We start from the raw sequence: 24,002 nt of genomic DNA, 5'->3' as shown, positions 1-24,002 counted from the left end.
CTCAATTAAATATTAAAAATCCAACTTAACCAAGTTGGATTTTTTGTTTTTAGCTGTTTATAAAACCTTTTTAGTATTATTAATTTCATTCAATTCATATCCCATTTTACCAAAATTTTCTTTTAACAGCAAAAGGTCCTTTTCTGAAATATTATTCATTGAAACATGATAAGAGGTTGTACCGGTAAGAGATTCTACCCCAAATTTTATCTCAGTATTATTGATTTTTGTAAAGTTGGTAATGTGAAAATTTCCTGCTTGACTATTTTTTAAAGATTTGATAGAAATAGGACCCTCATAAATTTTGATCATACTTCGCATATATAGGTAAGCAGTATCTTCGGAAAAATAAAACTTAACATAACTGATTGTTTTTACACTACTTACTATGCCTTTATAACTAAAACTTGGTGTTCTGATATCTGCAGTAGAAATTAAATCATCAAAACTAATTCCTTTCGGAGGATGAATTATTTTAAAATAATTAAAAACCGGTAATAAGTAAAAGCTACAATAAATCACCATCATTGTTTCCGTTCGTTTTAGAGGAATGAAACCTTTGTCTGCTAATAAAAGCACAATATAACCTCCTATAATTAATATTATAAAGACATAAGGAAGTACATCAACACCATTTATTATAATTTTTATGGGCCTGTTCATTAATTATTTTTGCAATTAAGTAAAAACCACTACAAAAGCAGTGGTTTATTATTTTAAAATTGATTATTCTATTAACCTTGCTGATTTCCTAAAAAAGCATCCCAGCCCTGTGCCGTTAATGCCACCAATTGGTTGGAACCTCTTGCCACCATAAAGTTGCCGTCTTCTTTGGCAACGGCATGGCCGATGATGGTAAAGTCCGGATGGTTTTTAATCTTATCGAAATCATTCGGGGAAATGGTAAACAGAAGCTCGTAGTCTTCACCTCCGCTTAAAGCAGACATCACCGGGTTCAAATTAAATTCATCCGCGGTAGTGATCGTGAGGTTATCCATCGGGATTTTCTCTTCATACAGCCTGAAACCTACCTCCGACTGGTCCGAAAGATGAAGGATTTCCGAAGCCAGACCATCCGAAACATCGATCATGGAAGTCGGTTTGATATCAAGCTGTTCCAGGATGCCTTTTACATCCGTTCTGGCTTCCGGTTTAAGCTGTCTTTCCAGGATATAATCGTAGCCTTCCATTTCCGGCTGCATATTCGGGTCGGCCAGGAACACCGCATGTTCTCTTTCCAGGATCTGAAGTCCCATGTAAGCACCCCCAAGATCACCGGTAACGACCAGCAGGTCATTCGGTTTTGCAGTGCTTCTTTTAACAATATTATCTTCATTTTCAATTCCTACAGCCGTAATGCTCATCACCAGACCGGCATTGGAACTCGTTGTATCTCCGCCAATTAAGTCGACTTTATACCTTCCGCACGCCGCCTGTATTCCGGAATAGATTTCTTCAAGCGCTTCTACCGGAAAACGGTTGGATACCGCCAGGGAAACCAGGATCTGGCTAGGGGTGGCATTCATCGCGGCAATATCGCTAAGGTTGACCACCACCGCTTTGTACCCCAAATGCTTCAACGGAACGTATCCGAGATTGAAATGCACGCCTTCCGCCAGCACATCGGTCGTAAGCACTACTTTTTTCCCTTCAGGATTAATCACCGCTGCATCATCTCCTACCCCAAGTTCCGACGAATCATTGGCCAGAGGAAAAAACTGGGTCAGGTGCTTGATCAGTCCGAATTCTCCCAGTTTGGAAATCGGTGTCAGTTCAGGATTTTTATCTTCAAACATATCTTCTATTTATAAATAATGAGTAATAAGTAGTGGGTAATTTTAAACTTTAAACCAAAAACCTTAAACCGTAAACACTGCCGGATCAATATTTTCCGGGCGGAACGGCAGGTTTTTGAAATCTTCCCGGGTCAGCACTGCCGTTTCAGGAGATTTGTATTTGTTCATGGCTTCCACCACATCATCCGGCGGGGTCGTCATTTTTCTGAGCATCATGTCGATCCATACACCGGTAGCTTCTGCTGTTGCACAGTGTTCGCCGTCGGGTGTATAAAACTTATGGACAAAACGGTAGATCGAGGAATCCTCTGCACATCCATCGATTTCCAGGCTTACGATCACCGTCTGATCGGCATAGATTTCTTTAAAAAACGAATATCTTTCGTGCAGGATCACCGGCCCGATGCCCCATCGGCTGAGCTGGGTAACCCCCATTTTTTCTTTGGTCATAAAAGCCATTCTCGACTGGGCACAGTACTGCACATAAGATGAATTGGCCAGATGCTTATTGGCATCCAGATCGCTCCAGCGCACTTCGAAGGTATGGTAGAATATCATTTAATTTTGTTTTAAATATGAACTTATAATTTACCACAAATGTTATCAAGCTTTAGTCGTCTTTTGGCAATACGTTGAGCATTAGTTTTTGAAAATCTTTGATTTTCTTCTTCTTTGATCTAAAATATGCGGGCTTCGACTCCGCTCAGCCACCAGAAGAATAAACTCTAATGTGCCTCATGTGTTTACAAAAAGCTTTTGGGACTTTTGTGGTTCATAATTTCCCGGCTATAACCGGAAAATTACATTCTCCAAAATTACTTAAATAAGATGGTTTATAAAAATTGTAGTTTTGCAAAAATAATCTTGAGCATAAGATTAACGAACTATGAAACGAATCATCATTATCGGAGGCGGTGCTGCCGGATTTTTCTGTGCGGCCAACCTGGACGAAACAAAATACAAGATCACTATTCTTGAGCAGAATTCGGATGTCCTGCAGAAAGTAAAGGTTTCAGGCGGCGGCAGGTGCAACGTCACCCACGCCTGCTTTGATCCCCGGGAACTGGTGCAGTTTTACCCTCGCGGAAACAAGGAACTGCTCAGTGTTTTTACCAAATTCCAGCCGGGAGACACCATGGACTGGTTTGATCAGCGGAAGGTGGCTCTAAAAATAGAAAACGACAACCGTGTTTTTCCGGAAAGCAATTCTTCACAGAGCATCATCAACGCCATGCTGGATGAAACCAAAAGAAAAAAGGTGGAGGTAAAAACCAAATGTTCCGTAAAGGAAATCGAAAAGCTTGACGGAAAATATTTAGTAAGAACAAGCCTTGGGGATTTTGAAGCTGATGTGGTGGTTTATACAACCGGAAGTTCGCCGAAATCCCTGAAAATGATTGAAAACCTGGGACATCAAATTGTGGATCTGGTCCCTTCCCTTTTTACCTTCAACATCAAAGATGAATTGCTGAAAGACCTTGCCGGAACGAGCTTCGAAATGGCGGAAACTTCTATTCCGAAACTTAAAACTGAAGAAACCGGGCCCTTGCTGATTACCCACTGGGGACTTTCGGGGCCGGCGATCCTGAAAATCTCCGCCTGGGAAGCAATCACCCTGGCAAAGGTGAAGTACCATTTTGAAATTGAAGTGAATTTCATTTCCACAGATCCTGAGGATGCGGAAGAGCGGTTCCAGCAATTCAGGCAGTCGAATCCGAAGAAGACCGTCGGGCAGTCGAAAATTTTTGAAATCACCAACCGTTTCTGGCAGCGGATCCTGGAAGTCTCCAAAATAGACCTCAACAAGCAGGTGGCGAATCTCTCCGGAAGAGAAATGCAGGCCATCATCGGAAACTTATGCCGGAAGAGATTCCAGGTGACCGGAAAATCGACATTTAAAGATGAATTCGTCACCGCCGGAGGAGTCGATTTAAAGGAAATCAACTTTAAAAACATGGCTTCCAAGATCTTACCGAATTTCTACATCGCCGGAGAAGTGCTGAATATCGATGCGGTAACCGGAGGATTTAATTTCCAGGCCTGCTGGAGCGAAGGCTGGCTGATCGCGCAGGATCTCAATGTGAATGCTTAATATAACTTACAAGAATATTATCAATTGGTATAATTTAAACACAAATGGCACAAGTATTTTCACGAATAACACCATTTATTTGCAAAGATTTATAATATTGGTATTTAAAATTTCATTTTAAAACCTAAGATTAAGGTAATCTAAATACGAATAGTTTAAACGAATATTTATCATTTGTGAATATTAGTTGAGAAAATTTGCGAAATTTGTGTTTAAAGTTCCATGCTTTCAATTAAAAGAAATACATTAAACCTCATAAAGCTCCTCTTAATTCTGGGGTTCGGGTATTTCTTTTGGCTGATGCTTGAAATTACACTGGAATATATTCCGGTAAAAAAAGAGGTCAGTTTCCTGATGATCAAGCAGACGGAAGTTGCGGAACGGCCGGAATACCTTTATTTCTTCTATACCCATGTCTATACCAGCATTTTCGTATTGCTCAGCGGATTTTCAGCCATTCTCAGAAAAGATTTCGGGATAAAAAAATTTCACCGGAATTCAGGGAAGATTAATATTTTCCTGATCCTGATCTTAGCTGCACCTTCCGGGATCTATATGGGAATCTTTGCCAATGGCGGGTTATATTCCAAAGTTTCATTTGTCCTTTTGGGCGGTTTGTGGTGGTTTTCGACTTTCAAAGCGTATAGCCTGGCCCGGCAGAAAAAATTTAATGCCCACAAACAATGGATGTGGCGGAGCTTTGCCTTTACCTTATCCGCCATTACCCTGAGAATGTGGAAAGTAATACTGGTCTCCATTTTCCATCCGGGTCCGATGGAAGTCTACCGGATCATCGCCTGGCTCGGGTGGATCCCGAATATCCTGCTGGTTGAATATTTAATTGCAAAAAAATACCTGTAGCCTTTTTTCATTTCCATTATTTCACGATCTTTAATTCCATTAAAATCACATCAGATCACCCATGAAAAATTTAAAATTCCCTACGTTATTCCTGCTTATTCTTGCTTTAGCGGGCTGTAAAAAAGAAACAGAAGAAACCGGCTTGGTCCAAAATAAAGTTTCCGTTAAAAAAGACAGTGTTGTTGCTCCGGAAGTCCATAAAGAATACTATGGCATTTATATGGGCGACTTTGCCGGAAAAGAAATGATCACCCCGGAGACCGGCGAAGAATATGAAGGTGATGTTTACAAGAAGCTTTCCCTGAAAATCAATAGGATTACCAAAGACAGCGTTTACGGGCAAAGCATCGTCAATGGCAACCAGCGTCCTTTCCGCGGCGTTTTCAATGAAACCACGAAATCTTTTATCCTGGACGAACCGGGTAATGATAAAAGCGACGGAAGATTTGAAGTCAGACTCGAGAAAGACAGCCTTACCGGAAAATGGAGTGCCTTCAAGGCATCAGCTGTAAAAGCACCGTACAAAACCCTGAAGCTGGCCAAAAAAGAATTCGTTTACAACCCGAACTTTATGCTGAGCGAAAACAGCGACCTCATTGATTGGGAAAACCCTAAGGATTTCGCAGAAAAGTATACCGATGAAGAAACCGGAAAAACCGAAACGTATATGGCTTCCAAGAACAGGATTGCTTCCGGTGCCGTATTTAAAATCAATGCTTCCAGACAGAAACTCACGGAGAAAGATCTTAAAAACCTCAGGAAGCTGGATCTGGAAATCATTAAAAATGCCGTCTTTGCGAGACATGGCTATGCATTTAAAAAGCAGACTTACCGGAATTTCTTTGAACAGACCGATTGGTATATCCCCGTTTCCAATAATGTCGATAAAGAGCTGACGCCTCTGGAAAAGGAGAATGTGGCCTTACTGAACCGCTTCATTAAATATGCAGAGGATAAATATGACAGCTTCGGGCGGTAATTCTGTGTTTACCTGTCTTGCTTTCCGGCAAATTTCACAAAGAACAAAAGCATAAAACATCCGATGGCATAGCAGAGCAGATCGATCCGGGAGAACGAATTTCCGATCATAATATACATGATGCTTCCCGGCCGGAAACCGAGCTTTTCTGCAATGTTGAAATACTGTGCAAACTCTACCAGAAAAGAAAAAATAAGAATTCCGAAAATCAGTCCTGCATCATGCCGGATGCTGAAAAAGCTCTTAATGAGGGTATAGAGCAGCATTACAACGATTACATCGCCTAAGTAAGCCCTGACAAAGAAAATATCTTTGAGGACGGTTGCTATTAAAACTTCCGTAAGAAAGATAAGAATAGTAGCCAGGAAATATTGATAATGGAACCGGAAAGCAGGTTTTCTCACTTGGGAAAGGGTATTTTTTGTTGTTACAAACTTAGCTATATACCAGATACTGAGAAAGAAATAAGAAAATAACTTAAAAAAGCATTATAAAAATCCGGCTTTATTTTTGCTGCTTTAAAAATATTTATTTTTGCAGATATGAAGAAACTCCTAATTTTTGCAGGCTTATTTTTAAGCATTTCCTTTTTTGCACAGGCTCAGCAATACACTTCTGTTAAAGAACTTCCGGACTATGCGGTCCTTAAAACGAAAATGAAGCTGGATGACGCGGTGATGAAAGCCGATACACCGGCGGAATTCCCCGGCGGAATGGAAAACTTCAAAAAGGAATTTGCCGACAAGATGGACGTTATCGACGTAAAATCCAAGAAAATCGATACCCGGGTTTATTTTATCGTGGAAAAAACGGGGTATGTACGGTACGTAACGGCGCTGGGAAGTGATCCCAAACATTCCCATGCTGCCGAAGTTGCCGTCAGAAGGCTTTTCGTCAAGTGGAAACCTGCTATGGTCAACGGTCAGCCGGTACGTTATCTTTATTCTTTTCCTCTGACATTGAAAAAGTATAATTAATTAAAAGTCCGTCTCACAACCCGTGATAACGGACTTTTTTATGATTTTTCCGATCTCCTATTGAAGAATAATTTCATACAGGCGATTCTCAACCTACATCATTGGACTGTGATGCTGAATCTTTTTATCCTCCAATCATTTTTTTAATTGAATTCAGTTTCATTAAAGCTTCAATCGGCGTCAAGGTATTGATATCGATTTTTGTCAGCTCTTCCCTGATGTTTTCCAGTACGGGATCATCGAGCTGAAAAAAAGACAGCTGCAGGTTTTCTTCCGTTACCCGTTTGATTTTTTCAGAAGCTCCTCCGCTTTGGGTACGGCTGGCTTCCAGGGTTTTCAGGATTTCATTGGCCCGGTTGACTACTTTAACCGGCATTCCCGCCAGCTTTGCCACGTGGATCCCGAAACTATGCTCGCTTCCGCCGGGCACAAGCTTTCTTAAAAAGATGATATTCCCTTTGTTCTCCTGAATGGAAACATGGAAGTTTTTTACCCGCTCGAAATTCACCGTCATTTCATTCAGTTCATGATAGTGGGTGGCAAACAGCGTCTTGGCCTGCGTAGGATGCTGATGGAGGTATTCTGCAATAGCCCAGGCAATGGAAACCCCGTCGTAAGTAGAAGTTCCGCGGCCGATTTCATCCAGCAGGATCAGGCTCCGCTCGGAAATATTATTAAGGATATTTGCGGCTTCGTTCATTTCTACCATAAAGGTCGATTCCCCGGCAGAAATATTGTCGGTAGCCCCTACCCTGGTAAAAATTTTATCCAAAATCCCGATTTCCGCATGTTTCGCCGGTACGAAGCTGCCGATCTGGGCCATCAGGCAGACAATCGCGGTTTGTCTTAAAATCGCCGATTTACCTGCCATATTCGGGCCGGTCACCATAATGATCTGCTGCGAATCCTTATCAAGGAAGATATCATTCGGGATGTATTTTTCGCCCAACGGAAGGGCATTTTCGATAATCGGATGACGGGCTTCTTTCAGGTCGACGGCAAAAGTTTCCGTTAAAACCGGTTTGGTATAGCTTTCCGAAACAGCCAGCTCCGACAAACCGACCGCCACATCGAGCTGCGCAATAGTATTTGAGTTTTCCTGGATATGATCAATGTAGATCATGGTTTCGCTACAGACCTTCCGGTACAGTTCGTTTTCCAGAACACCGATTTTTTCTTCGGCACCGAGGATCTGGTTTTCGTATTCTTTGAGTTCTTCGGTAATGTAACGCTCGGCATTTACCAGCGTCTGTTTTCTCAGCCAGTCAGACGGAACCTTATCTTTATGGGTATTCCTTACTTCAATATAATAGCCGAAGACATTGTTGAAATCTATTTTCAGGCTTGAAATTCCCGTTCTCTCGATTTCGCGCTGGCACATTTCATCCAGGAAGCCTCTTCCTTTGGACTGAAGGCCCCGCAGCCGGTCGAGTTCCTCGGAAATCCCATTCTTGATTACATTTCCTTTGGCCAGGTTTACCGGCAGTTCGTCATTCAGGTGATTCTGAAGGCACCGGATCAGTTCGTCCTGATCGTACAAAGGATCCAGCCACGCCAGTACATCAGCGTGTGGATGAAGCAAGGCTTTGATTTTATGGATATTGATCAGGCTCTGGCGGAGGTAGCCCAGCTCTTTGGGACAGATTTTTTCCGCGGCCAGTTTTCCCATAAGCCGGTCGAGATCCGAAATGGATTTCAGCAGCTGTGAAATTTCGTATTTGAGCGGATCGTTTTCGTTTAAAAAGTCAATCAATGAAAGCCTCCTGTTGATTTCAGCGACGGATTTCAGCGGTAAGATGATCCTCCGCCTCAGGAGCCTACCGCCCATCGGCGTTGAAGTCTTATCAATGATATCCAGCAAAGATTTTCCCTGCGGATGGCTTGGATATACGATTTCAAGGTTTCGCAGGGTAAAATGGTCCATCATCAGGAAATCATCCTGCGGAATGATCTGAATTCTGGTAATGTGGGCCAATAAGTTGTGATGCGTATCTTCTACCAGATAGGCGAAAATAGCACCTGCTGCCGTAATCGCCAACTGCTGCCCTTCAACCCCAAACCCTTTTAAAGAATTGGTTTTGAAATGATTCGTCAGTTTTTCATAAGCAAAATTATACTGATACGCCCAGTCTTCGAGTTTAAAGGCACTTCTGTTCTTCAGCTGTTCCGGAATCTGAACGCTTCGCTGGTAAATGATTTCACTCGGATCAAAAGTATTGACGATATGCATCAGCTTTTCCAGGTTTCCCTCGCTGACCAGGAATTCCCCGGTAGAAACATCCACCAAAGCAATCCCGAATTTCTCTTTTTCCTTATGCAGCGAAAGCAGGAAATTGTTCTTTTTGGAATTCAGCACCTGATCGTTGAATGTAACGCCGGGCGTCACCAGTTCCGTCACTCCTCTTTTTACGATTCCTTTTACCGTTTTGGGATCTTCCAGCTGGTCGCAGATGGCTACCCGCATTCCGGCCCGTACCAGCTTCGGCAGGTAAGAATCCACCGAGTGATGCGGAAAACCGGCCAGCTCGATATGGCCTTCGCCATTGGCCCTTTTGGTAAGGACGATTCCTAAAATCTGAGAAGTCCGCACGGCATCCTGCCCGAAAGTTTCATAAAAATCCCCGACCCGGAATAGCAGAAGTGCATCAGGATATTTCGCCTTGATGGTATTGTACTGAGTCATTAACGGGGTTTCTTTTTTCGCTGCCTTTGCCATTAAAGTCGTTTCTTAGAATTGGGACGGTAAAAATAGGAAATAAAATTTTTAAAGAAATTATTTTATTAAAATTAAAATTCAATCCCTATCTCAACCGGCAATTATAAATAAATAATCTGCAGATTGCTCTTTACCACTTCACTTTGGGTTTTGTAAGGCGTTTCATTTACGGCTTCATTTAAGTTCCGGATCAATTCAGATTCATCTTCAAAAGAACCAATGATTTTAACTGCAGATTTCCTGGCTTTCTCAAGGGTATTGATCATTATCCGGAAAATTTCTGAACTGAATTTATGATCTGCCTTATCAAATTCCTCAAAAACAAAAAGGCAGTTATTCTCCGTAATCCAGTCTAAATGAAAGTCAAAGATCTGATTTAAATTATACTTCCCTTTCGTTTCATAGAACGGTGAATAGAGCCCTTCCGATTGAACGAAAGTCAGATACTCATTAAGAGATATCATTGCTTTCGGAAATCTGAAGATTTCAAGAGGACATGAATCCAGAATATCATTTAACTGTTTTTTCCGTTCCTCTTCCGTTTTACCGCAAATCAGGAGATGTTTCCGGAAATCAATGGCGTTATCGTTCATTTGATAATGAATTATATTTTTGTCTTTTCCATTTACCTACTGACGGTTTAAAAAATCTTTTTTAAAGTTAATAAAAAATAAGCATTTTAATGAAGTCCTGTTAGGCTCTCAGCTTAAAAGATAGACCAGCAGTGAAACAATGCCTCCGAAAATCACGACCGCACAGCCCTGCGGATTTTTAGCTTTTCTTTTTCCGCGTCCGAAGGTACTTACATAATGCCCGCTCACCCAGGTGCCGTCTTTTTTATAATGTCCTTTTCTGTAATATCCCATTTTATAATTTTATGACAAAGAAGCATCAGTCTGCCCATAAAAAATTACGGCTTCCCATAAAGCGCGGATAAACTGAAAAAATTATATTTGCAGGCAATGAGAGTCTACAACACCAAACATTTCCTGAAAATCCTTTTCAGCCTGCATAAAAGCGATACTTTAAAGATCCTTTTTCCGAGTATGATCCTGGTAGGCCTGTATTCCTGGGGCATCGAATACCTGGAGCTGGAGTATTTCCGGCTCAATGCAAAATCCGGCATCAGCAACGTGGGCCTGATTCATTCCCTATTGGGATTCGTGCTTTCGTTACTGCTTGTTTTCAGAACCAATACTGCTTACGACCGCTGGTGGGAAGGGCGGAAACTCTGGGGTAAGCTGGTAAACGACACCCGGAATTTTGCGATTAAGATCAGCCTGATTTTAGGTGGCAATCCTCAGCACACCGAGCAGATCACCCGCTATCTGAAATTCTTTCCGCACCTGCTGGCAAAACATCTTTCGAAAGAATCTACCCGGCTGGCTTTGGATGAAGATTATTCTGAAATCGAGAAAGAATTGCGGAACCACGGACCCAGCGAACTGATAATCCTGATGAGCCGGCAGCTGAACCAGCTGAAAAAAGAAGGAAAGATCTCCGATGTTGAAATGCTGTACCTGGACACCCAGCTTTCCGGGTTCCTGGATGTCTGCGGCGGCTGTGAGAGAATTAAAAATACCCCGATCCCCTACTCTTACTCTTCTTTCATCAAAAAATTTATTATCCTGTATGTGCTCGCTTTGCCGATTGCTTACGTCATCAATATCGGCAATTACATTATTCCTTTAACCGTCTTTATTTATTATGTGCTGATGAGCCTTGAGCTGATTGCCGAGGAAATTGAAGATCCTTTCAATAATGATGAAAACGACATCCCGATGGAAACCATTGCACAGAATATCGAGAAAAACGTTCACCAGATCATGGAACCGCAAAAACAATAAATCCGTTTCCGCCTGGAAATCGTAAATAATTATACCTAATTTTGCCAAAAAAATAAGTTGGTACATAAATTAAAACTGGAAGAACTGAACAGACTGGATGTGGAAACCTTTAAGTCGGTTGAAAAAATTCCGCTGGTGGTGGTATTGGACAACATCAGGAGCATGCATAACGTGGGGGCCACTTTCAGGACGGCGGATGCCTTCTTAATTAAGAAAATTATCCTGTGCGGAATTACGCCGCAGCCGCCTCACCGGGAGATTCATAAAGCCGCTTTAGGGGCTACCGAAAGTGTAGAATGGAGCTATGAGAGCGATATCAATGTAACTATCAGTGATCTGAAGGCGCAGGGTTTTGAAATTGTGGGCATCGAACAGACGACCGGCAGCAGGATGATCACCGATTTCACTATTGATCCGTCTAAAAAATATGCAGTGATTTTAGGAAACGAAGTGGAAGGAATCAGCGATGAAGCATTACCGAACATCGATTCTTTCGTAGAAATTCCGCAGCTGGGAACCAAGCATTCCCTGAATGTAAGTGTATGCGGCGGTATCGTGATGTGGGAGTTTGCCAAGGCCCTAAAATAAAAAACTGCAGGTTTCTTAAAGACCTTGCAGTTTGAAATAAATCTAATAAAAAGTAAAAATGAAAGGCGACAAAGATACTTCTTTTTTCATCACGGGCAAATTTTAAATTTACTTTTTTGATTTTTTCAGAAAAAAAACCAATATTTCAGAAAAAGTTTCGTTTAATTTTTTATAAATTAGCACAATGTTTATCAAAGACTATATCTCAAAAGACTTCCCGTGTTTCAGCCTTTCTGACTCGATCGAATCAGCGAGGGAAATGTTAGAAGCATTTGGATATTCTCATATTTTCATCAAAAAATCCCACCACTTTTACGGTGCGCTGGCCCAGGATTTCCTGTATGAAGCAGAAGGAACCCTAAAGGAACTGGAGCACCAGATCGAGCGTTTTGCGATTCTGGAGGATAATAATATTATGGACAGCATCCGTCTGTTCTACACGTTCAATTCCAACATTATTCCGGTGATCAATAAAGCGGAGAAATATCTGGGCTACATCAGCTGTGAAGATATTTTCCAGGATTTCTCGAAATATCCGCTGTTTTCGGAATCGGGAGCCATTCTCACCATTGAAACGCCGGCCAGGAAATACTCCATGACGGAAATTGCCAAGATCGTGGAAAGCAACAACTCCAAGTTTTACGGCGCATTTATCAGTTTCATGTCCGATGAGGTGCTTCAGGTGACGATAAAGATCAGCAATGAAAATCTGAGTTCTATTGATGAAACATTCGACCGGTACGATTACCGCATTGTGCAGAAGTATTACTCTGATGAAAAATCGGACCTGTTCCAGGACAGATTCGGATTTTTTCAGAAATTCATAGAAATTTAAACACCGATGAAGGCAGCCATTTATTCTCAGAAAAAAGATCTTGATACTTTTTTATATTTAAGCAAATTTATTTCTGAACTGGAAAACAGAGGGGTAAAATCTGTTCTATACGATGAGATGGCTGAAGCACTTCAGTTTTCAAAAATTTTCGAAACGTTCAATTGCAAGCAGGACCTTCTGGATAAGGAAGTGGACCTGTTCTTCACTTTTGGAGGTGACGGAACCATTGTAAATTCCCTGACTTTTATTGAAGATCTCGAGATCCCGATTGTCGGAGTCAATACCGGAAGGCTGGGATTTCTGGCGAGCTTCACGAAAGAGGAAGCCTTTAATGCTCTCGACTCTATTTTAAAAGGTGATGTAAAAACCAGCCGCCGTTCGGTGATCCGGGTGGTCTCTCCCGTTTCGGAAGACTTTTTCCCGTATGCTTTAAATGACGTTACAGTTTCAAGGAAGGAAACAACCTCCATGATCACTGTAGATTCTTATATCAATGATGAATTCCTGAATGTATTCTGGGGTGACGGGGTTATTGTCTCCACGCCTACCGGTTCCACAGCTTATTCATTAAGTTCAGGCGGGCCTATCATTTCCCCTAATAACGAAAACTTCGTCATTACTCCCATCGCACCCCATAATCTCAATGTAAGACCTTTGGTGGTGAACGACCGGGTAGAAATAAAATTCAAGGTGGAAAGCAGGGTTCCCCAATACTCACTTTCCCTGGATTCGCGGCTGATCCATATCGAAACCGATCAGGAAATCGTGATCAGAAAAGCGGATTTCCAGATCCTGCTGGTACAGCCGAATCACTTAAGTTTCTATGAAACCATCCGCCAGAAGCTGCTTTGGGGACGGGATAAAAGAAATTAAGTATATTTTTAAAAATGATTACCTTTACAGGAATTTAAAGACACCCCTAATAATATATTAAAAAGTAAAACATGAGCAGAATTTTCCCGGCAGGAGTTGCCACTGGTCAATTAGTTACTGATATTTTTCAGCATGCTAAAGAAAATAAATTTGCATTACCGGCAGTTAACGTAATTGGTTCCAGCAACATCAATGCGGTTATGGAAACGGCAGCAAAACTGAATTCACCCGTTATCATCCAGTTCTCCAACGGAGGAGCGGCTTACAACGCAGGAAAAGGATTGAGCAACGAAGGACAGAAAGCTGCCATCTTAGGAGCAGTAGCCGGAGCAAAACACATTCATACCCTGGCAGAAGCTTACGGAGCAACCGTTATCCTTCACACCGACCACTGCGCCAAGAAATTATTGCCTTGGATCGACGGGTTGATGGATGCCAATGAAGAATTCTACAAGCAGACCGGAAAGTCCCTTTACTCTTCCCATATGCTGGATCTTTCCGAAGAATCTTTAGAAGAAAACCTGGAAATTTCCGCACAGTATTTCGAAAGAATGGCCAAGCTTCAGATGACGCTTGAGGTGGAAATCGGAGTAACCGGAGGAGAAGAAGACGGCGTTGACAATTCAGATGTCGACAACTCAAAATTATATACCCAGCCGGAAGATATCGCTTATACTTATGAAAAGTTAAAAGCAATTTCAGACAATTTCACCATCGCAGCGGCTTTCGGAAACGTACACGGAGTTTACAAACCGGGAAATGTGGTTCTTACCCCAAAAATCCTTGATAATTCCCAGCAGTATGTTCAGGAGAAATTCGGAACGGCTGAAAAACCGATCAACTTCGTATTCCACGGAGGGTCAGGTTCTACAATTGAGGAAATCAGAGAAGCGATCGACTACGGCGTAATCAAAATGAACATCGATACCGACCTTCAGTTCGCTTACACCGAGGGAATCAGAGATTATATGGTTGATAACATTGATTACTTAAGAGCTCAGATCGGAAATCCGGACGGCGAAGAGAAACCGAACAAGAAATTCTACGATCCTAGGGTATGGGTAAGAAAAGGAGAAGAAACTTTCGCTAAGCGATTGGTTAAGGCATTTGAAGATTTGAATAATGTAAATACGCTTAAATAAATTATAAATGGCAGAGATGAAGCAGGTGGTTTTTCGAAAACGCTTTCTTCATCTCTTATCATTTAGTAAACATCAATTATATACAATATGGCATTCGAGTGGTTTAAAAGAAAAGCACAAAATATTACGACCTCTACTGATGAAAAGAAAGACGTCCCAAAAGGTCTTTGGCATCAGACTCCTTCGGGAAAAATTGTTGAGCATGACGAACTGAAAAGAAACAGCTATGTTTCTCCGGAAGACGGTTTCCATGTAAGAATAGGAAGTGCCGAATTTTTTGATATCCTTTTCGATGAAGGTAAATTTACCGAGCTGGATGCCAATGTTGAAAGTATTGATATCCTGAGCTTTAAAGATACCAAGTCGTACACCGACCGTCTGAAGGAAGTAAAAGCCAAAACGAAGCTTACCGACTCCATCAGAAACGCAGTAGGAACTGTACAAGGAACCGAAATGGTGGTTTCCTGTATGGATTTTGCTTTCATCGGAGGTTCTTTAGGTTCCGTAATGGGTGAAAAAATTAAAAGAGCTATTGATTACTGTATTGAAAAGAAACTTCCGTACATGATCATCTGCCAGTCCGGAGGAGCGAGAATGCAGGAAGCAACGTACTCCCTGATGCAGCTGGCTAAAGTTCAGGCGAAACTGGCCCAGCTTTCAGAAGCGGGACTTTTATACATCGCTTATCTTTGCGATCCTACCTTTGGGGGAATTACCGCTTCATTCGCGATGACTGCCGATATCATTATGGCGGAACCGGGAGCACTGATCGGCTTTGCCGGGCCAAGGGTAATCCGTGAGACCATCGGAAGAGACTTGCCGGAAGGCTTCCAGACTTCGGAGTTCCTTCAGGAAAAAGGGTTTGTAGACTTCATTGTCAAGAGAACGGACATCAGAAATACCGTTGCCAAAACCGTCAATCTGCTGACGACCCAGGCATAATATTATTCAACAAAATACATGAATCTCTCTCATTCCGGGAGAGATTTTTATGATGAGGACATTCAAAATATTCTTTAATACGATCCGGAGCATGAGCTTTAAAAAGATTCTCCGTCTTTTAAGGCTTGTCCTTCCCCATCCTGTTTTTTCCCTGTTAAGTTTTTATGCAACAATGCAGGCTTATACCATTGCCCAGAAAAAATTCCCGGACACCGCTTCTACCAACGGTATCGGCAATTCTTTCAGACATGCGCTATGGTGCTGCTTCATCATGATGTACTGCTGTAAGGTCTCCTCTCCGAAAAAGGCACTGGAATTCTGCAAAAGAATTACCGACCTGCACGAAGAGCTGTTCCCGAATAAACCGCTGGAAACCAAGATGGATCTCCACAACAATACCATCGGAATGGACTATTTTATGGAAATGCTGCAAGGTGTCCACCGCCAGTTTTTTGAAAAAAGCTTTTTTATCAAAGGCCTGGAAAAGAAAATGAAGGAAGCCAAAGTGCTGAAGAACCAGGATGATGATTTCAAGGGTTTTTTGGTCTATCTGGATGAAAAGTGAGAGAATGAATGGTGAATTTCGCTTCGCGGGTCAGTTTTGCTGCGCAAGTGAATTTTAAACTGAGTTTGAGATTGACCATTGGCCCGAAGGAATTGACTATTGACAATTTTTGTAATCTGGAGTTTTTTTGATAAGTTTAACCCATATTTAATTCTATCGGATGGTTCTAAGCAGAATCTGGTCGGCATTTATTATCATTGCCATTGCCATTGCCACTATAAAATACGTTTCCTCAAGCGCTTACAAAACCATTTTCAACGACATGGTGGTGGGAAAAGGCGGCGATACCGTGCAGATCGCCACACAGAAAATGAACGTTCTCTCCCCAGTTCTACGGGACAGCCTGATGAAAAAAACGGATTTTGAGGACAACAGGATCCATTACAAAACCGATTCTTTACAGCAAGAAGTAAAAATGTACCGTGTACAGGAAGCTGACGGCGTGATCGGAACTTCTGAAACAGCCGTCAAAATCTGTCTCGGCCTGATCGGGATCATGGCCCTGTTTATGGGATTTATGAGCATTGCAGAAAAGGCAGGAGGCATCAATCTTCTGAGCCGGCTGATCCAGCCTTTTTTTTCCAGGCTCTTTCCTGAAATTCCTAAAAACCATCCGGCCTTCGGGCATATGCTGATGAATTTCAGTGCCAATCTTCTCGGTCTGGACAATGCCGCAACGCCCTTCGGTCTAAAAGCGATGGAGAGCCTGCAGGCCCTGAATCCGGATAAAGATACGGCCAGCAATTCGCAGATCATGTTCCTGTGCCTGCACGCCGGAGGAATGACCCTGATTCCGGTTTCCATTATTGCGCTTCGGTCGTCTGCAGGATCCAAAAACCCGACTGATATTTTCCTGTACTGCATGATTGCGACTTTTGCCGCGACATTAGCTGCCATGATCATTGTTTCTTTGTACCAGAAAATCAATTTACTGAAACCGGTAGTGCTGGCGTATGTCGGAGGAATTTCCGCTCTGGTAGCATTGTTGGTCTGGTACTTAACCGGACTCAGTAAGGAACACCTGGATACGTTCAGCCAGATTTTAAGCAACGGATTAATTCTCTTTATTTTTCTGGCTATTGTTCTTGGGGCGGTGTATAAAAAGATCAATGTTTTCGAGGCGTTTGTTGATGGTGCAAAAGAAGGATTTACCACCAGCGTGAAGATTATTCCTTATCTGGTCGGGATGCTGATTGCAATTTCCCTGTTAAGAACTTCCGGAGTCTTTGATGTGATTATTGACGGGATGAAGTGGGTTGCCAATGCCGCCAATCTGGATGCCCGGTTTGTCGACGGACTCCCGACGGCACTGATTAAACCGTTATCCGGTTCCGGAGCACGCGGAATGATGATGGACACCATGGCAACTTTCGGACCGGACAGCTTCCAGGGCAAGCTGGCAGCCGTCCTTCAGGGAAGCTCGGATACGACGTTCTACGTGATTGCCGTGTATTTCGGTGCCGTAGCCGTAAAGAATACGAGATATACTGTTATTGCCATGCTTCTGGCCGATCTGGTGGGAATTATTACTTCGATTCTGCTGGCTTATCTTTTTTTTGCATAGAACATCATGAAAGTATATATTCAGACCGATAAAACCGGAGAATTTTACAACATAAATGCTTTTACAGCTTATGAAGGCTTCAAGCATTTCGGTTTTGAAATCGAAAAGTTCTGTGATGCCAATGACATTTCAGACAGCAATCCGGAGCATATTATTGTCGGAGGAATTGGCAGCGTACGAAAAAGACTGAAAAATTTAAATATTATCCGTACTGATAAAGAAATTGATTATCCAGACGAGCTGCAGCCTTTTTTAAAAAGAAAAATCTGGGAGTCCACTGTCAATAGCATTTTTAGTGATAAAAATATCCGGAATATTTTTATTAAACCCAAAACAGAAACAAAATTATTTGCCGGAAAGGTTATAACAAGCGATATGGACTTTCTCGGTTTAATCGACGGAGAAAAAGACACTGAAATTTATTGTTCGGAATTAATCCGTTTCAGAACAGAGTGGAGATGTTTTATCCGGTATAAAGAAATCCTGGATATCCGCAGATACAAAGGAGATTGGGATACACAATTAAATGTTAGCGTAGTAAAAAATGCAATAAACTGCTTTAATTCACAGCCCAATTCTTATGCCCTGGATTTTGGTGTTAATGATGACAATGAAACAATTTTAGTAGAAGTCAATGACGGACATTCTTTAGGAACCTATGGGCTTTTACCAAATCATTACGCCAAATTTCTCTCTGCCAGATGGAGCGAGCTGACAAATACCGAGGATTATTTAAAATTTTAATTAAAATAAAATAGCATTATGATTACTGATAAAGAATTTACCTTAAGACTGATCCGTCAGCTGAGCCAGGCACTGGAAAAACTGATCCTGGACAAACCCGAGGAAAGCCTGATGCAGAAAGAACTGGATTTCGACTCTTTGATGCGGGATATTTTCAAGTTTGATTTTACGACGCTTTCCTCAAAATCAAAAGAAGAGATTATTGAAATCGTAAGCGAAAGGCAGGAAAGGGATCACAAAGATTATTACGAAATGCTCGGTAACCTTTTCTATTTCAAAGGAAAGACAGAAGCGAATGACGACTTCCTGGACAAAGCACAACTTTTTTATGAATGCTATCTCCAGACCAGTGGCATTTTTGCCCTTCCCATCATCAACAGGATTTCGGAAATAAAAAAAGCACTTGAATAAAGTGCTTTTGTATTCTCAGGATGAATAATCATTCAATTAATTTCAGAGGAGGAAAAAAGGCCATCGATCAGGATTCAACAATCCATTGATGGCAATGACAACAGGACAACATCCACCGTCCCGCCTTACAGCCTTATTTTAAAACGTAATCTTATACGTTCCGGTAGAAGACACACTGGCTTTCTCAGCCTTTACATATTTCTTCACCCATGAAACGGCATTGGAAGTGATGCATGGATCCGATGTTCCGCCGGATCTTCTTGCAGACACCACATTTCCGGCTTTATCTACGGTATAAGCGATAGTAATGGTTCCGCTGGCGGTACAGCTGTTGGCCGGCTGGGCTCCGCCTCTTCCCATAGTGCCCGGGATGAATCCTACCAGCCTTCTGTCGATTCCCACTTTGCTGTCGCCGTTTCCGTCGCCGCCCAAAGGATCTCCTGCATTTCCAATTCCCTCACCGTCGCCCTGGCTGCCGGCTTTGGTCCCACGGCCACGGATCAGGTTTCCGATGGCTGCATTTCCCTTGCCGTCACCGTTTCCCGTCTTGGAATTTGCAGCAGTTGCTCCGGGTTTTTTTGTGTTTTTCGCAGCCGATGTGCTGGTTGCCGTTTTTTTATTATCCGCTTTGGATTCTTCTTTTTTAGGCACCGAAACCCTGGCATTGTTGCCGGTCACGATCTTGTCCTTTACGTCTGATTTTTTGGTTTCAGGCTGAGGTTCCGGCTGAACTATTGTTTTGGTCTCAGGAACGGCTGTTTCTACAGGCTCCGTGCTTACTTCCTCTGTAGCAGCTGCAAGGCTTCCAGGCTGATCGGCAGGTTCTTCCATACCGTTTCCGTTCCGGTTGTCCCCAAAGTTGACGAGCATCGTGGTTACCACCTCAGGCTGCTCATCCATTTCGGGTTTTAATTTATACAAAAATACAAACAGCAGAATGGCAGACCAGATGAGGATAGAAAGCGCTGCGCTCTTTATCCGGTCTTTGTTTTGCTCCTCTTTATTTATCGTATAGCTTTTCATTGTCTGTTTTTCCGGGATTTCCGGAAGCATTATTTATCTTTAACGGTAGCAATTGCTATATTCAATTTGTTTTTCTCAGCAATTTCCATGACGAAAACGACATCTTTATGCAATGTATTTTCATCTGCCCGTATCGTAAAGGATTTGTTGGCCTGGTTGGCTAATTTATTCACAACCGTCTGTTCCAGCTCCCCTCTGTTTACGGGAACATCATCCACATAATAAGAACCGTCCGGCTTCACGCTTACGACCAGAGGATTCGGGATGTTATCGGCTGCAGTATCTGCTTTAGGTAATTTGACATCAATCGCACTTTGGTTGGCTGCCGAGGATGTTACCATAAAGAAGATCAGCATGAGCAGGATAACGTCCGTCATCGCTGCCAGACTGAATTCCGGATTTGCTTTATTTCTTCTCTGAATTTTCATCTTTTATTTTTTTGTCAGATGGAACCTTTACATTAAAACTATAAAGGTTTGTTGATAAGGTCTAAAAATTCGCCGGACATATTCTGGGCCTTCAATACGAATTTATCAATCCGCGTTAATAGAATGTTGTAGAAAAAGTTGGCCGGTATGGCTACCGCAAGACCTACCGCCGTTTGTCCCAATGCCGTATAAATTCCTTCGGACAAGGTTTTCGGAGAGAAAGATCCGCTGGCATGCGACAGGTTGAAGAATGCGATAATCATCCCGATTACCGTTCCCAAAAGCCCTAACATCGGGGCAATACTCGGTACCACCGCCAGGAGATTCAGGTTTTTCTCCATATTGGCCACTTCCACCTGTGCCTGGGATTCCATAGCGCTTACGATATCGGAAACAGGCCGGCCCAACCGTGAAATCCCTTTTTCAAGAATTCTGCCTTCCGGAGAGTTCTGCCTTTTGCAGTAATCCAGTGCCGCTTCCATTTTCCCTTCCCGGACAAAGTCTTCGATGTTATCCATGAAATTGGAATCCGTTTTAGACGTTAACCTTTTGATAAAGAAAAAGCGCTCGAAGAAAAGATATACGGAAAATACACCCAGCAACAGCACGGTTACCATCACGATCTTAGCGAAAGCGCCTCCGTGGAACATGATTTTCCAAAATGAGAATTCTAAATCGTCTGCCGCCACTGCGGGGGCAGCAACCTGGGCAAATAACATCTGAGTAAGTTCCGTTAACAGCATTAATGTCTATTTTTATAAAAGTTGTAACGACAAAAATAAAGGAATATTATGAATTCCGGTCTTAAAAATTGCTTAAAAAATAACTTAAATTCCGTTATTCCATAAAGCAGCAGATTTCTTTCCAAAAATACATCTGAAAAGAAATCTGTGATAAAGGAGAAACAGAAGAAGACTAATCTTCGTCTATCTCAATTTCTTCCTGTTTGAATTCGCATTTCAGCCTGAAAGGAATCGGGGTTTCCGAGCCGGTGTAGAAATCGTCGATGGTTCCTTTCCAGATTACCTGAAGTTCGCCTTCTTCATTTTTCTCAAACTGAAGCTCGTTGTCATAAATGAAAGCGTCTTCATCATCAAAAAGATCGACCTCCGTGTAGGTATCTTCATCAGAATCGTTGATCGTAATGGTTTTCCCTTCGATCTCCGCAGAATCGATCGGGAAATCGAATACTTCAAGAGAAAGCTGTGGAAAGTTGTACTGTAAAGAATCATCTTCTACATGATCCAACCCGTCATCCGTGATAATCTCAACCTCTAGGAGATGCTGCTGGTTGCTGTAAACCGCTTTACAATAAGTGTTTCTGATATTGTACTTTAGCGTTTCCTCCGGATGGTAAATTTTTAAAATCCCTTTCATTATTTCTTAAAAAAGAGCTGTAATACTATGATTGTTAAACGTTTTCAACAAAGATAAAAAATAGATTGAATGTGAAAAATTTTTTGAAAGTATTTTTAGGAAAATCGGTGATAATTAATAACCGTTGCTTTCAAAAGCCGTATTTTCCCTGATAAAACACCGGAAGTACCTAAGATTTATAAAATACCGACGGCCAGGAATACCACAATCCTTAAGAAATGAACGATTTCAAATAATCTTTCCGATTCTATGTTTTAAATATTACATTTGTTTGATAAAGTATTCTGAAAATATGAAATCTATTTTAGCAAAAGGAATGGTGGGGATCGGCCTGATTGCCGGTCTCGCTTCGTGCAAAAAGTCTGATTCGCCTTTAACGAAAGTAACACCGTCCAATCTGGATTCCATTGCCTCCAACTACTATGAGCAGTATCTGAAACTCTATCCGTTGGAAGCAACCTCGCAGGGAGACCTGAGGTACAATGACCAATTGCCCATCAATATCGACAAAGATTTTATTGCAGGGGAAACGGCTTTTTACACTTCAGTGCAGAAACAGCTTGAAAATGTGGACTATAAAAACCTCTCCGATGAAAATAAAGTAGTATTTGACGTCCTGAATTATACCCTCGAGGATAAGATCGAAGCTTCCAATTACCATCCGGAATATATTCCTTTCACGCAATTCGGCGGCCTGCCGCTGAATTTCCCGCTGTACGGAAGCGGAGAAGGGAGCCAACCTTTTAAAACGGAAAAAGACTATACCGACTGGCTGAAGAGGATGGAGAAATTCCCGGAATGGATGGATGCCGCCACCGAAAATTTCAGGGAAGGCATCAATAATAAAATGGTCCTGCCTAAAAAGCTGGTGGTAAAAATGATCCCGCAGATGAGAGCGGAAGAGATCACCACGAAAGACCCGGAAAAAAATATTTTCTTCGGTCCGGTGAGAAAATTCCCGAAAGATTTTACCAAAGAACAGAAAGACCGGTTTACCGGGCTTTATAAGGAAGCCGTTATTCAGAAAATTATTCCTGCCTACACCAGGATGGGTGATTTCCTGGAAAAGGAATACCTGCCCAAGGCAAGGGATACGGATGGCTACAACAGCTTACCGAACGGAAAAGAAATTTACCGGTATTACGCCAAAAGCTGGACAACGACCAATAAAACGCCTGAAGAAATCAATAAAACCGGGCTTCAGCAGGTAGCGATGCTCCGTGCCGAAATGGAAAAGGTAAAACAGCAGGTGGGCTTTACCGGAACCCTGGAAGAATTCATCAGTTACGTAAAGACCGATCCTAAGGCGATGCCTTACAAAACATCAAAGGAAGTCCTGGCTGCTTTCAACGGGATTTTAACGAAAATTACCCCAAAACTGAAAACGATGTTTTCCGTAACTCCAAAGACCGGTTTTGAGATCCGGCAGACGGAGAAATTCCGCGAAGCCAGTGCCAGTGCGGAGTACCTTCAGGGAACACCGGACGGCAAAAGACCGGGAATCTTTTATGTTCCCCTTCCCGACCCTGCCAAATTCAATGTGACGTCCGGAATGGAATCTCTTTTTTTACATGAAGCGATTCCGGGACACCATTACCAGGTTTCCCTCCAGCAGGAAAACACCAGGCTTCCCAAGTTTATGCGGTTCGGATGGTTCGGGGCCTACGGTGAAGGCTGGGCACATTATTGCGAGACGCTGGGCCCGGAATTCGGCCTGTACACCGATCCTTACCAGAAAATGGGCTATCTGAGCGACCAGATGCTGAGAGCAGTGCGACTGGTAGTGGACACCGGCCTTCATACGGGAAGAATGACCCGGGAACAGGCCATCCAATATTTCCTCAGCAATATCTCTTATGACGAAGCCGGCGCTACAGCCGAGGTGGAAAGATACATGGCCATGCCCGGACAGGCCTTGGGCTATAAAATCGGATCGCTGCGAATCCGTGAGCTGAGGGAAAAGTACCAGAACGAACTGGGGAGCAAATTCAGCCTGGCAAAATTCCATGATGAAATCCTGAGCCAGGGATGCCTTCCGCTGGACGTACTGAACCGGAAAATGGAGCTTTGGGCGAAAAAACAGAGGTAATTTAACGTGAACCCGATGGACAACCGGATTGTAAGGCTGGAAGAAGCTGGATGACAGAAGTTCTCCTGTCGCTATTAAGATTAAAGGTATTGAATTGCTCGTCACTCCATCAAACAGATCAAGCACTTAGACGTAAAGTCTTTTGCTATCGAT

The 24,002-nt window shown here is 42.5% G+C and carries 26 protein-coding genes; 15 read left to right on the top strand and 11 right to left on the bottom strand.

All coding sequences use genetic code 11. From position 1 onward, the window contains the following. Positions 1 to 57: 57 nt before the first annotated feature. The 3 genes from CHA01nite_RS07190 to CHA01nite_RS07180 form a co-directional block, all read right to left on the bottom strand. Positions 58 to 663 carry a hypothetical protein gene (locus CHA01nite_RS07190; RefSeq protein WP_146940626.1) on the bottom strand — a complete coding sequence of 202 codons (606 nt, stop codon included), beginning with the start codon at positions 661 to 663 and terminating at the stop codon, positions 58 to 60. Between the two features lie 71 nt (positions 664 to 734). Then, entirely contained in the window at positions 735 to 1,796 is a 1,062-nt protein-coding gene (gene thiL, locus CHA01nite_RS07185) for a thiamine-phosphate kinase (protein WP_146940625.1), read from the bottom strand. A gap of 63 nt (positions 1,797 to 1,859) precedes the next feature. Next, positions 1,860 to 2,354 (bottom strand): acyl-CoA thioesterase, encoded by a 495-nt coding sequence (locus CHA01nite_RS07180; RefSeq protein ID WP_146940624.1) that lies wholly within the window; start codon positions 2,352 to 2,354, stop codon positions 1,860 to 1,862. A 328-nt stretch (positions 2,355 to 2,682) separates the two neighbouring features. On the opposite strand from CHA01nite_RS07180, the gene CHA01nite_RS07175 reads away from it, so the two are divergent. From CHA01nite_RS07175 to CHA01nite_RS07165, 3 genes are all read left to right on the top strand, one after another. After that, positions 2,683 to 3,888 (top strand): BaiN/RdsA family NAD(P)/FAD-dependent oxidoreductase, encoded by a 1,206-nt coding sequence (locus tag CHA01nite_RS07175; protein WP_146940623.1) that lies wholly within the window; start codon positions 2,683 to 2,685, stop codon positions 3,886 to 3,888. A 300-nt stretch (positions 3,889 to 4,188) separates the two neighbouring features. After that, positions 4,189 to 4,749, top strand: a complete 561-nt coding sequence (locus CHA01nite_RS07170) for a DUF2306 domain-containing protein (RefSeq protein ID WP_307725981.1) — start codon at positions 4,189 to 4,191, stop codon at positions 4,747 to 4,749. 61 nt (positions 4,750 to 4,810) lie between these two features. Further along, the gene (locus CHA01nite_RS07165) at positions 4,811 to 5,728 is read left to right on the top strand and encodes a YARHG domain-containing protein (protein ID WP_146940621.1); all 918 of its coding nucleotides are present in this window, start codon (positions 4,811 to 4,813) and stop codon (positions 5,726 to 5,728) included. Positions 5,729 to 5,736: 8 nt separating this feature from the next. Here CHA01nite_RS07165 and CHA01nite_RS07160 read toward each other — a convergent pair whose 3' ends face one another. Continuing rightward, the gene (locus tag CHA01nite_RS07160; RefSeq protein WP_146940620.1) at positions 5,737 to 6,132 is read right to left on the bottom strand and encodes a ribosomal maturation YjgA family protein; all 396 of its coding nucleotides are present in this window, start codon (positions 6,130 to 6,132) and stop codon (positions 5,737 to 5,739) included. Positions 6,133 to 6,270: 138 nt separating this feature from the next. Between CHA01nite_RS07160 and CHA01nite_RS07155 the strand changes: the two genes are divergently transcribed. Beyond that, positions 6,271 to 6,705, top strand: coding sequence for an energy transducer TonB (locus tag CHA01nite_RS07155; protein ID WP_146940619.1), 435 nt, complete (start codon positions 6,271 to 6,273; stop codon positions 6,703 to 6,705). 124 nt (positions 6,706 to 6,829) lie between these two features. On the opposite strand, the gene mutS is transcribed toward CHA01nite_RS07155, so the two are convergent. The 3 genes from mutS to CHA01nite_RS20475 form a co-directional block, all read right to left on the bottom strand. Continuing rightward, entirely contained in the window at positions 6,830 to 9,421 is a 2,592-nt protein-coding gene (mutS, locus tag CHA01nite_RS07150; protein ID WP_146940618.1) for a DNA mismatch repair protein MutS, read from the bottom strand. Positions 9,422 to 9,522: 101 nt separating this feature from the next. Continuing rightward, positions 9,523 to 10,014 (bottom strand): hypothetical protein, encoded by a 492-nt coding sequence (locus CHA01nite_RS07145; RefSeq protein WP_146940617.1) that lies wholly within the window; start codon positions 10,012 to 10,014, stop codon positions 9,523 to 9,525. A 108-nt stretch (positions 10,015 to 10,122) separates the two neighbouring features. After that, positions 10,123 to 10,287, bottom strand: coding sequence for a hypothetical protein (locus tag CHA01nite_RS20475; protein ID WP_170234699.1), 165 nt, complete (start codon positions 10,285 to 10,287; stop codon positions 10,123 to 10,125). Positions 10,288 to 10,383: 96 nt separating this feature from the next. On the opposite strand from CHA01nite_RS20475, the gene CHA01nite_RS07140 reads away from it, so the two are divergent. The 10 genes from CHA01nite_RS07140 to CHA01nite_RS07095 all read left to right on the top strand — a co-directional run bounded on the left by CHA01nite_RS07140 (position 10,384) and on the right by CHA01nite_RS07095 (position 18,932). Then, on the top strand, positions 10,384 to 11,268 hold the full coding sequence (locus tag CHA01nite_RS07140; RefSeq protein WP_146940616.1) for a bestrophin family protein: 885 nt from the start codon (positions 10,384 to 10,386) through the stop codon (positions 11,266 to 11,268). 57 nt (positions 11,269 to 11,325) lie between these two features. Continuing rightward, on the top strand, positions 11,326 to 11,856 hold the full coding sequence (locus CHA01nite_RS07135; protein WP_146940615.1) for an RNA methyltransferase: 531 nt from the start codon (positions 11,326 to 11,328) through the stop codon (positions 11,854 to 11,856). A gap of 184 nt (positions 11,857 to 12,040) precedes the next feature. After that, positions 12,041 to 12,691 (top strand): CBS domain-containing protein, encoded by a 651-nt coding sequence (locus CHA01nite_RS07130; RefSeq protein WP_146940614.1) that lies wholly within the window; start codon positions 12,041 to 12,043, stop codon positions 12,689 to 12,691. A 6-nt stretch (positions 12,692 to 12,697) separates the two neighbouring features. Next, on the top strand, positions 12,698 to 13,564 hold the full coding sequence (locus CHA01nite_RS07125; protein ID WP_146940613.1) for an NAD kinase: 867 nt from the start codon (positions 12,698 to 12,700) through the stop codon (positions 13,562 to 13,564). A gap of 71 nt (positions 13,565 to 13,635) precedes the next feature. Further along, positions 13,636 to 14,706: a class II fructose-bisphosphate aldolase gene (gene fbaA / locus CHA01nite_RS07120; RefSeq protein WP_146940612.1), complete on the top strand. Its 1,071-nt coding sequence runs from the start codon at positions 13,636 to 13,638 to the stop codon at positions 14,704 to 14,706. An 87-nt stretch (positions 14,707 to 14,793) separates the two neighbouring features. After that, complete coding sequence (gene accD / locus CHA01nite_RS07115; protein WP_146940611.1) at positions 14,794 to 15,648, top strand: acetyl-CoA carboxylase, carboxyltransferase subunit beta; 855 nt, start codon at positions 14,794 to 14,796, stop codon at positions 15,646 to 15,648. 52 nt (positions 15,649 to 15,700) lie between these two features. Further along, positions 15,701 to 16,213, top strand: coding sequence for a DUF6973 domain-containing protein (locus CHA01nite_RS07110; protein WP_146940652.1), 513 nt, complete (start codon positions 15,701 to 15,703; stop codon positions 16,211 to 16,213). Positions 16,214 to 16,373: 160 nt separating this feature from the next. Next, positions 16,374 to 17,777 carry a spore maturation protein gene (locus CHA01nite_RS07105; RefSeq protein WP_146940610.1) on the top strand — a complete coding sequence of 468 codons (1,404 nt, stop codon included), beginning with the start codon at positions 16,374 to 16,376 and terminating at the stop codon, positions 17,775 to 17,777. 6 nt (positions 17,778 to 17,783) lie between these two features. Then, positions 17,784 to 18,521, top strand: a complete 738-nt coding sequence (locus CHA01nite_RS07100) for an ATP-grasp domain-containing protein (protein WP_146940609.1) — start codon at positions 17,784 to 17,786, stop codon at positions 18,519 to 18,521. Positions 18,522 to 18,539: 18 nt separating this feature from the next. Then, positions 18,540 to 18,932: a hypothetical protein gene (locus tag CHA01nite_RS07095; protein ID WP_146940608.1), complete on the top strand. Its 393-nt coding sequence runs from the start codon at positions 18,540 to 18,542 to the stop codon at positions 18,930 to 18,932. A 138-nt stretch (positions 18,933 to 19,070) separates the two neighbouring features. Here the strand turns inward: CHA01nite_RS07095 and CHA01nite_RS07090 are convergent, their stop codons facing one another. From CHA01nite_RS07090 to CHA01nite_RS07075, 4 genes are all read right to left on the bottom strand, one after another. Continuing rightward, positions 19,071 to 19,955, bottom strand: a complete 885-nt coding sequence (locus CHA01nite_RS07090; RefSeq protein WP_146940607.1) for a ferric siderophore ABC transporter substrate-binding protein — start codon at positions 19,953 to 19,955, stop codon at positions 19,071 to 19,073. Positions 19,956 to 19,984: 29 nt separating this feature from the next. Then, positions 19,985 to 20,383, bottom strand: a complete 399-nt coding sequence (locus tag CHA01nite_RS07085) for an ExbD/TolR family protein (protein WP_146940606.1) — start codon at positions 20,381 to 20,383, stop codon at positions 19,985 to 19,987. A gap of 38 nt (positions 20,384 to 20,421) precedes the next feature. Further along, positions 20,422 to 21,126, bottom strand: a complete 705-nt coding sequence (locus CHA01nite_RS07080; RefSeq protein ID WP_146940605.1) for a MotA/TolQ/ExbB proton channel family protein — start codon at positions 21,124 to 21,126, stop codon at positions 20,422 to 20,424. A gap of 172 nt (positions 21,127 to 21,298) precedes the next feature. Continuing rightward, entirely contained in the window at positions 21,299 to 21,760 is a 462-nt protein-coding gene (locus CHA01nite_RS07075) for a hypothetical protein (RefSeq protein WP_146940604.1), read from the bottom strand. 292 nt (positions 21,761 to 22,052) lie between these two features. Here CHA01nite_RS07075 and CHA01nite_RS07070 point away from each other — a divergent pair, with 292 nt between their 5' ends. Next, positions 22,053 to 23,849: a DUF885 domain-containing protein gene (locus tag CHA01nite_RS07070; RefSeq protein WP_146940603.1), complete on the top strand. Its 1,797-nt coding sequence runs from the start codon at positions 22,053 to 22,055 to the stop codon at positions 23,847 to 23,849. Positions 23,850 to 24,002: the final 153 nt, after the last annotated feature.

The sequence above is a fragment of the Chryseobacterium hagamense genome (genome assembly GCF_007991455.1).
GTDB classification, from domain to species: domain Bacteria; phylum Bacteroidota; class Bacteroidia; order Flavobacteriales; family Weeksellaceae; genus Chryseobacterium; species Chryseobacterium hagamense.
Note: the sequence above shows the minus strand (reverse complement) of the source record. Positions and strands in the feature narration are given on the sequence as shown.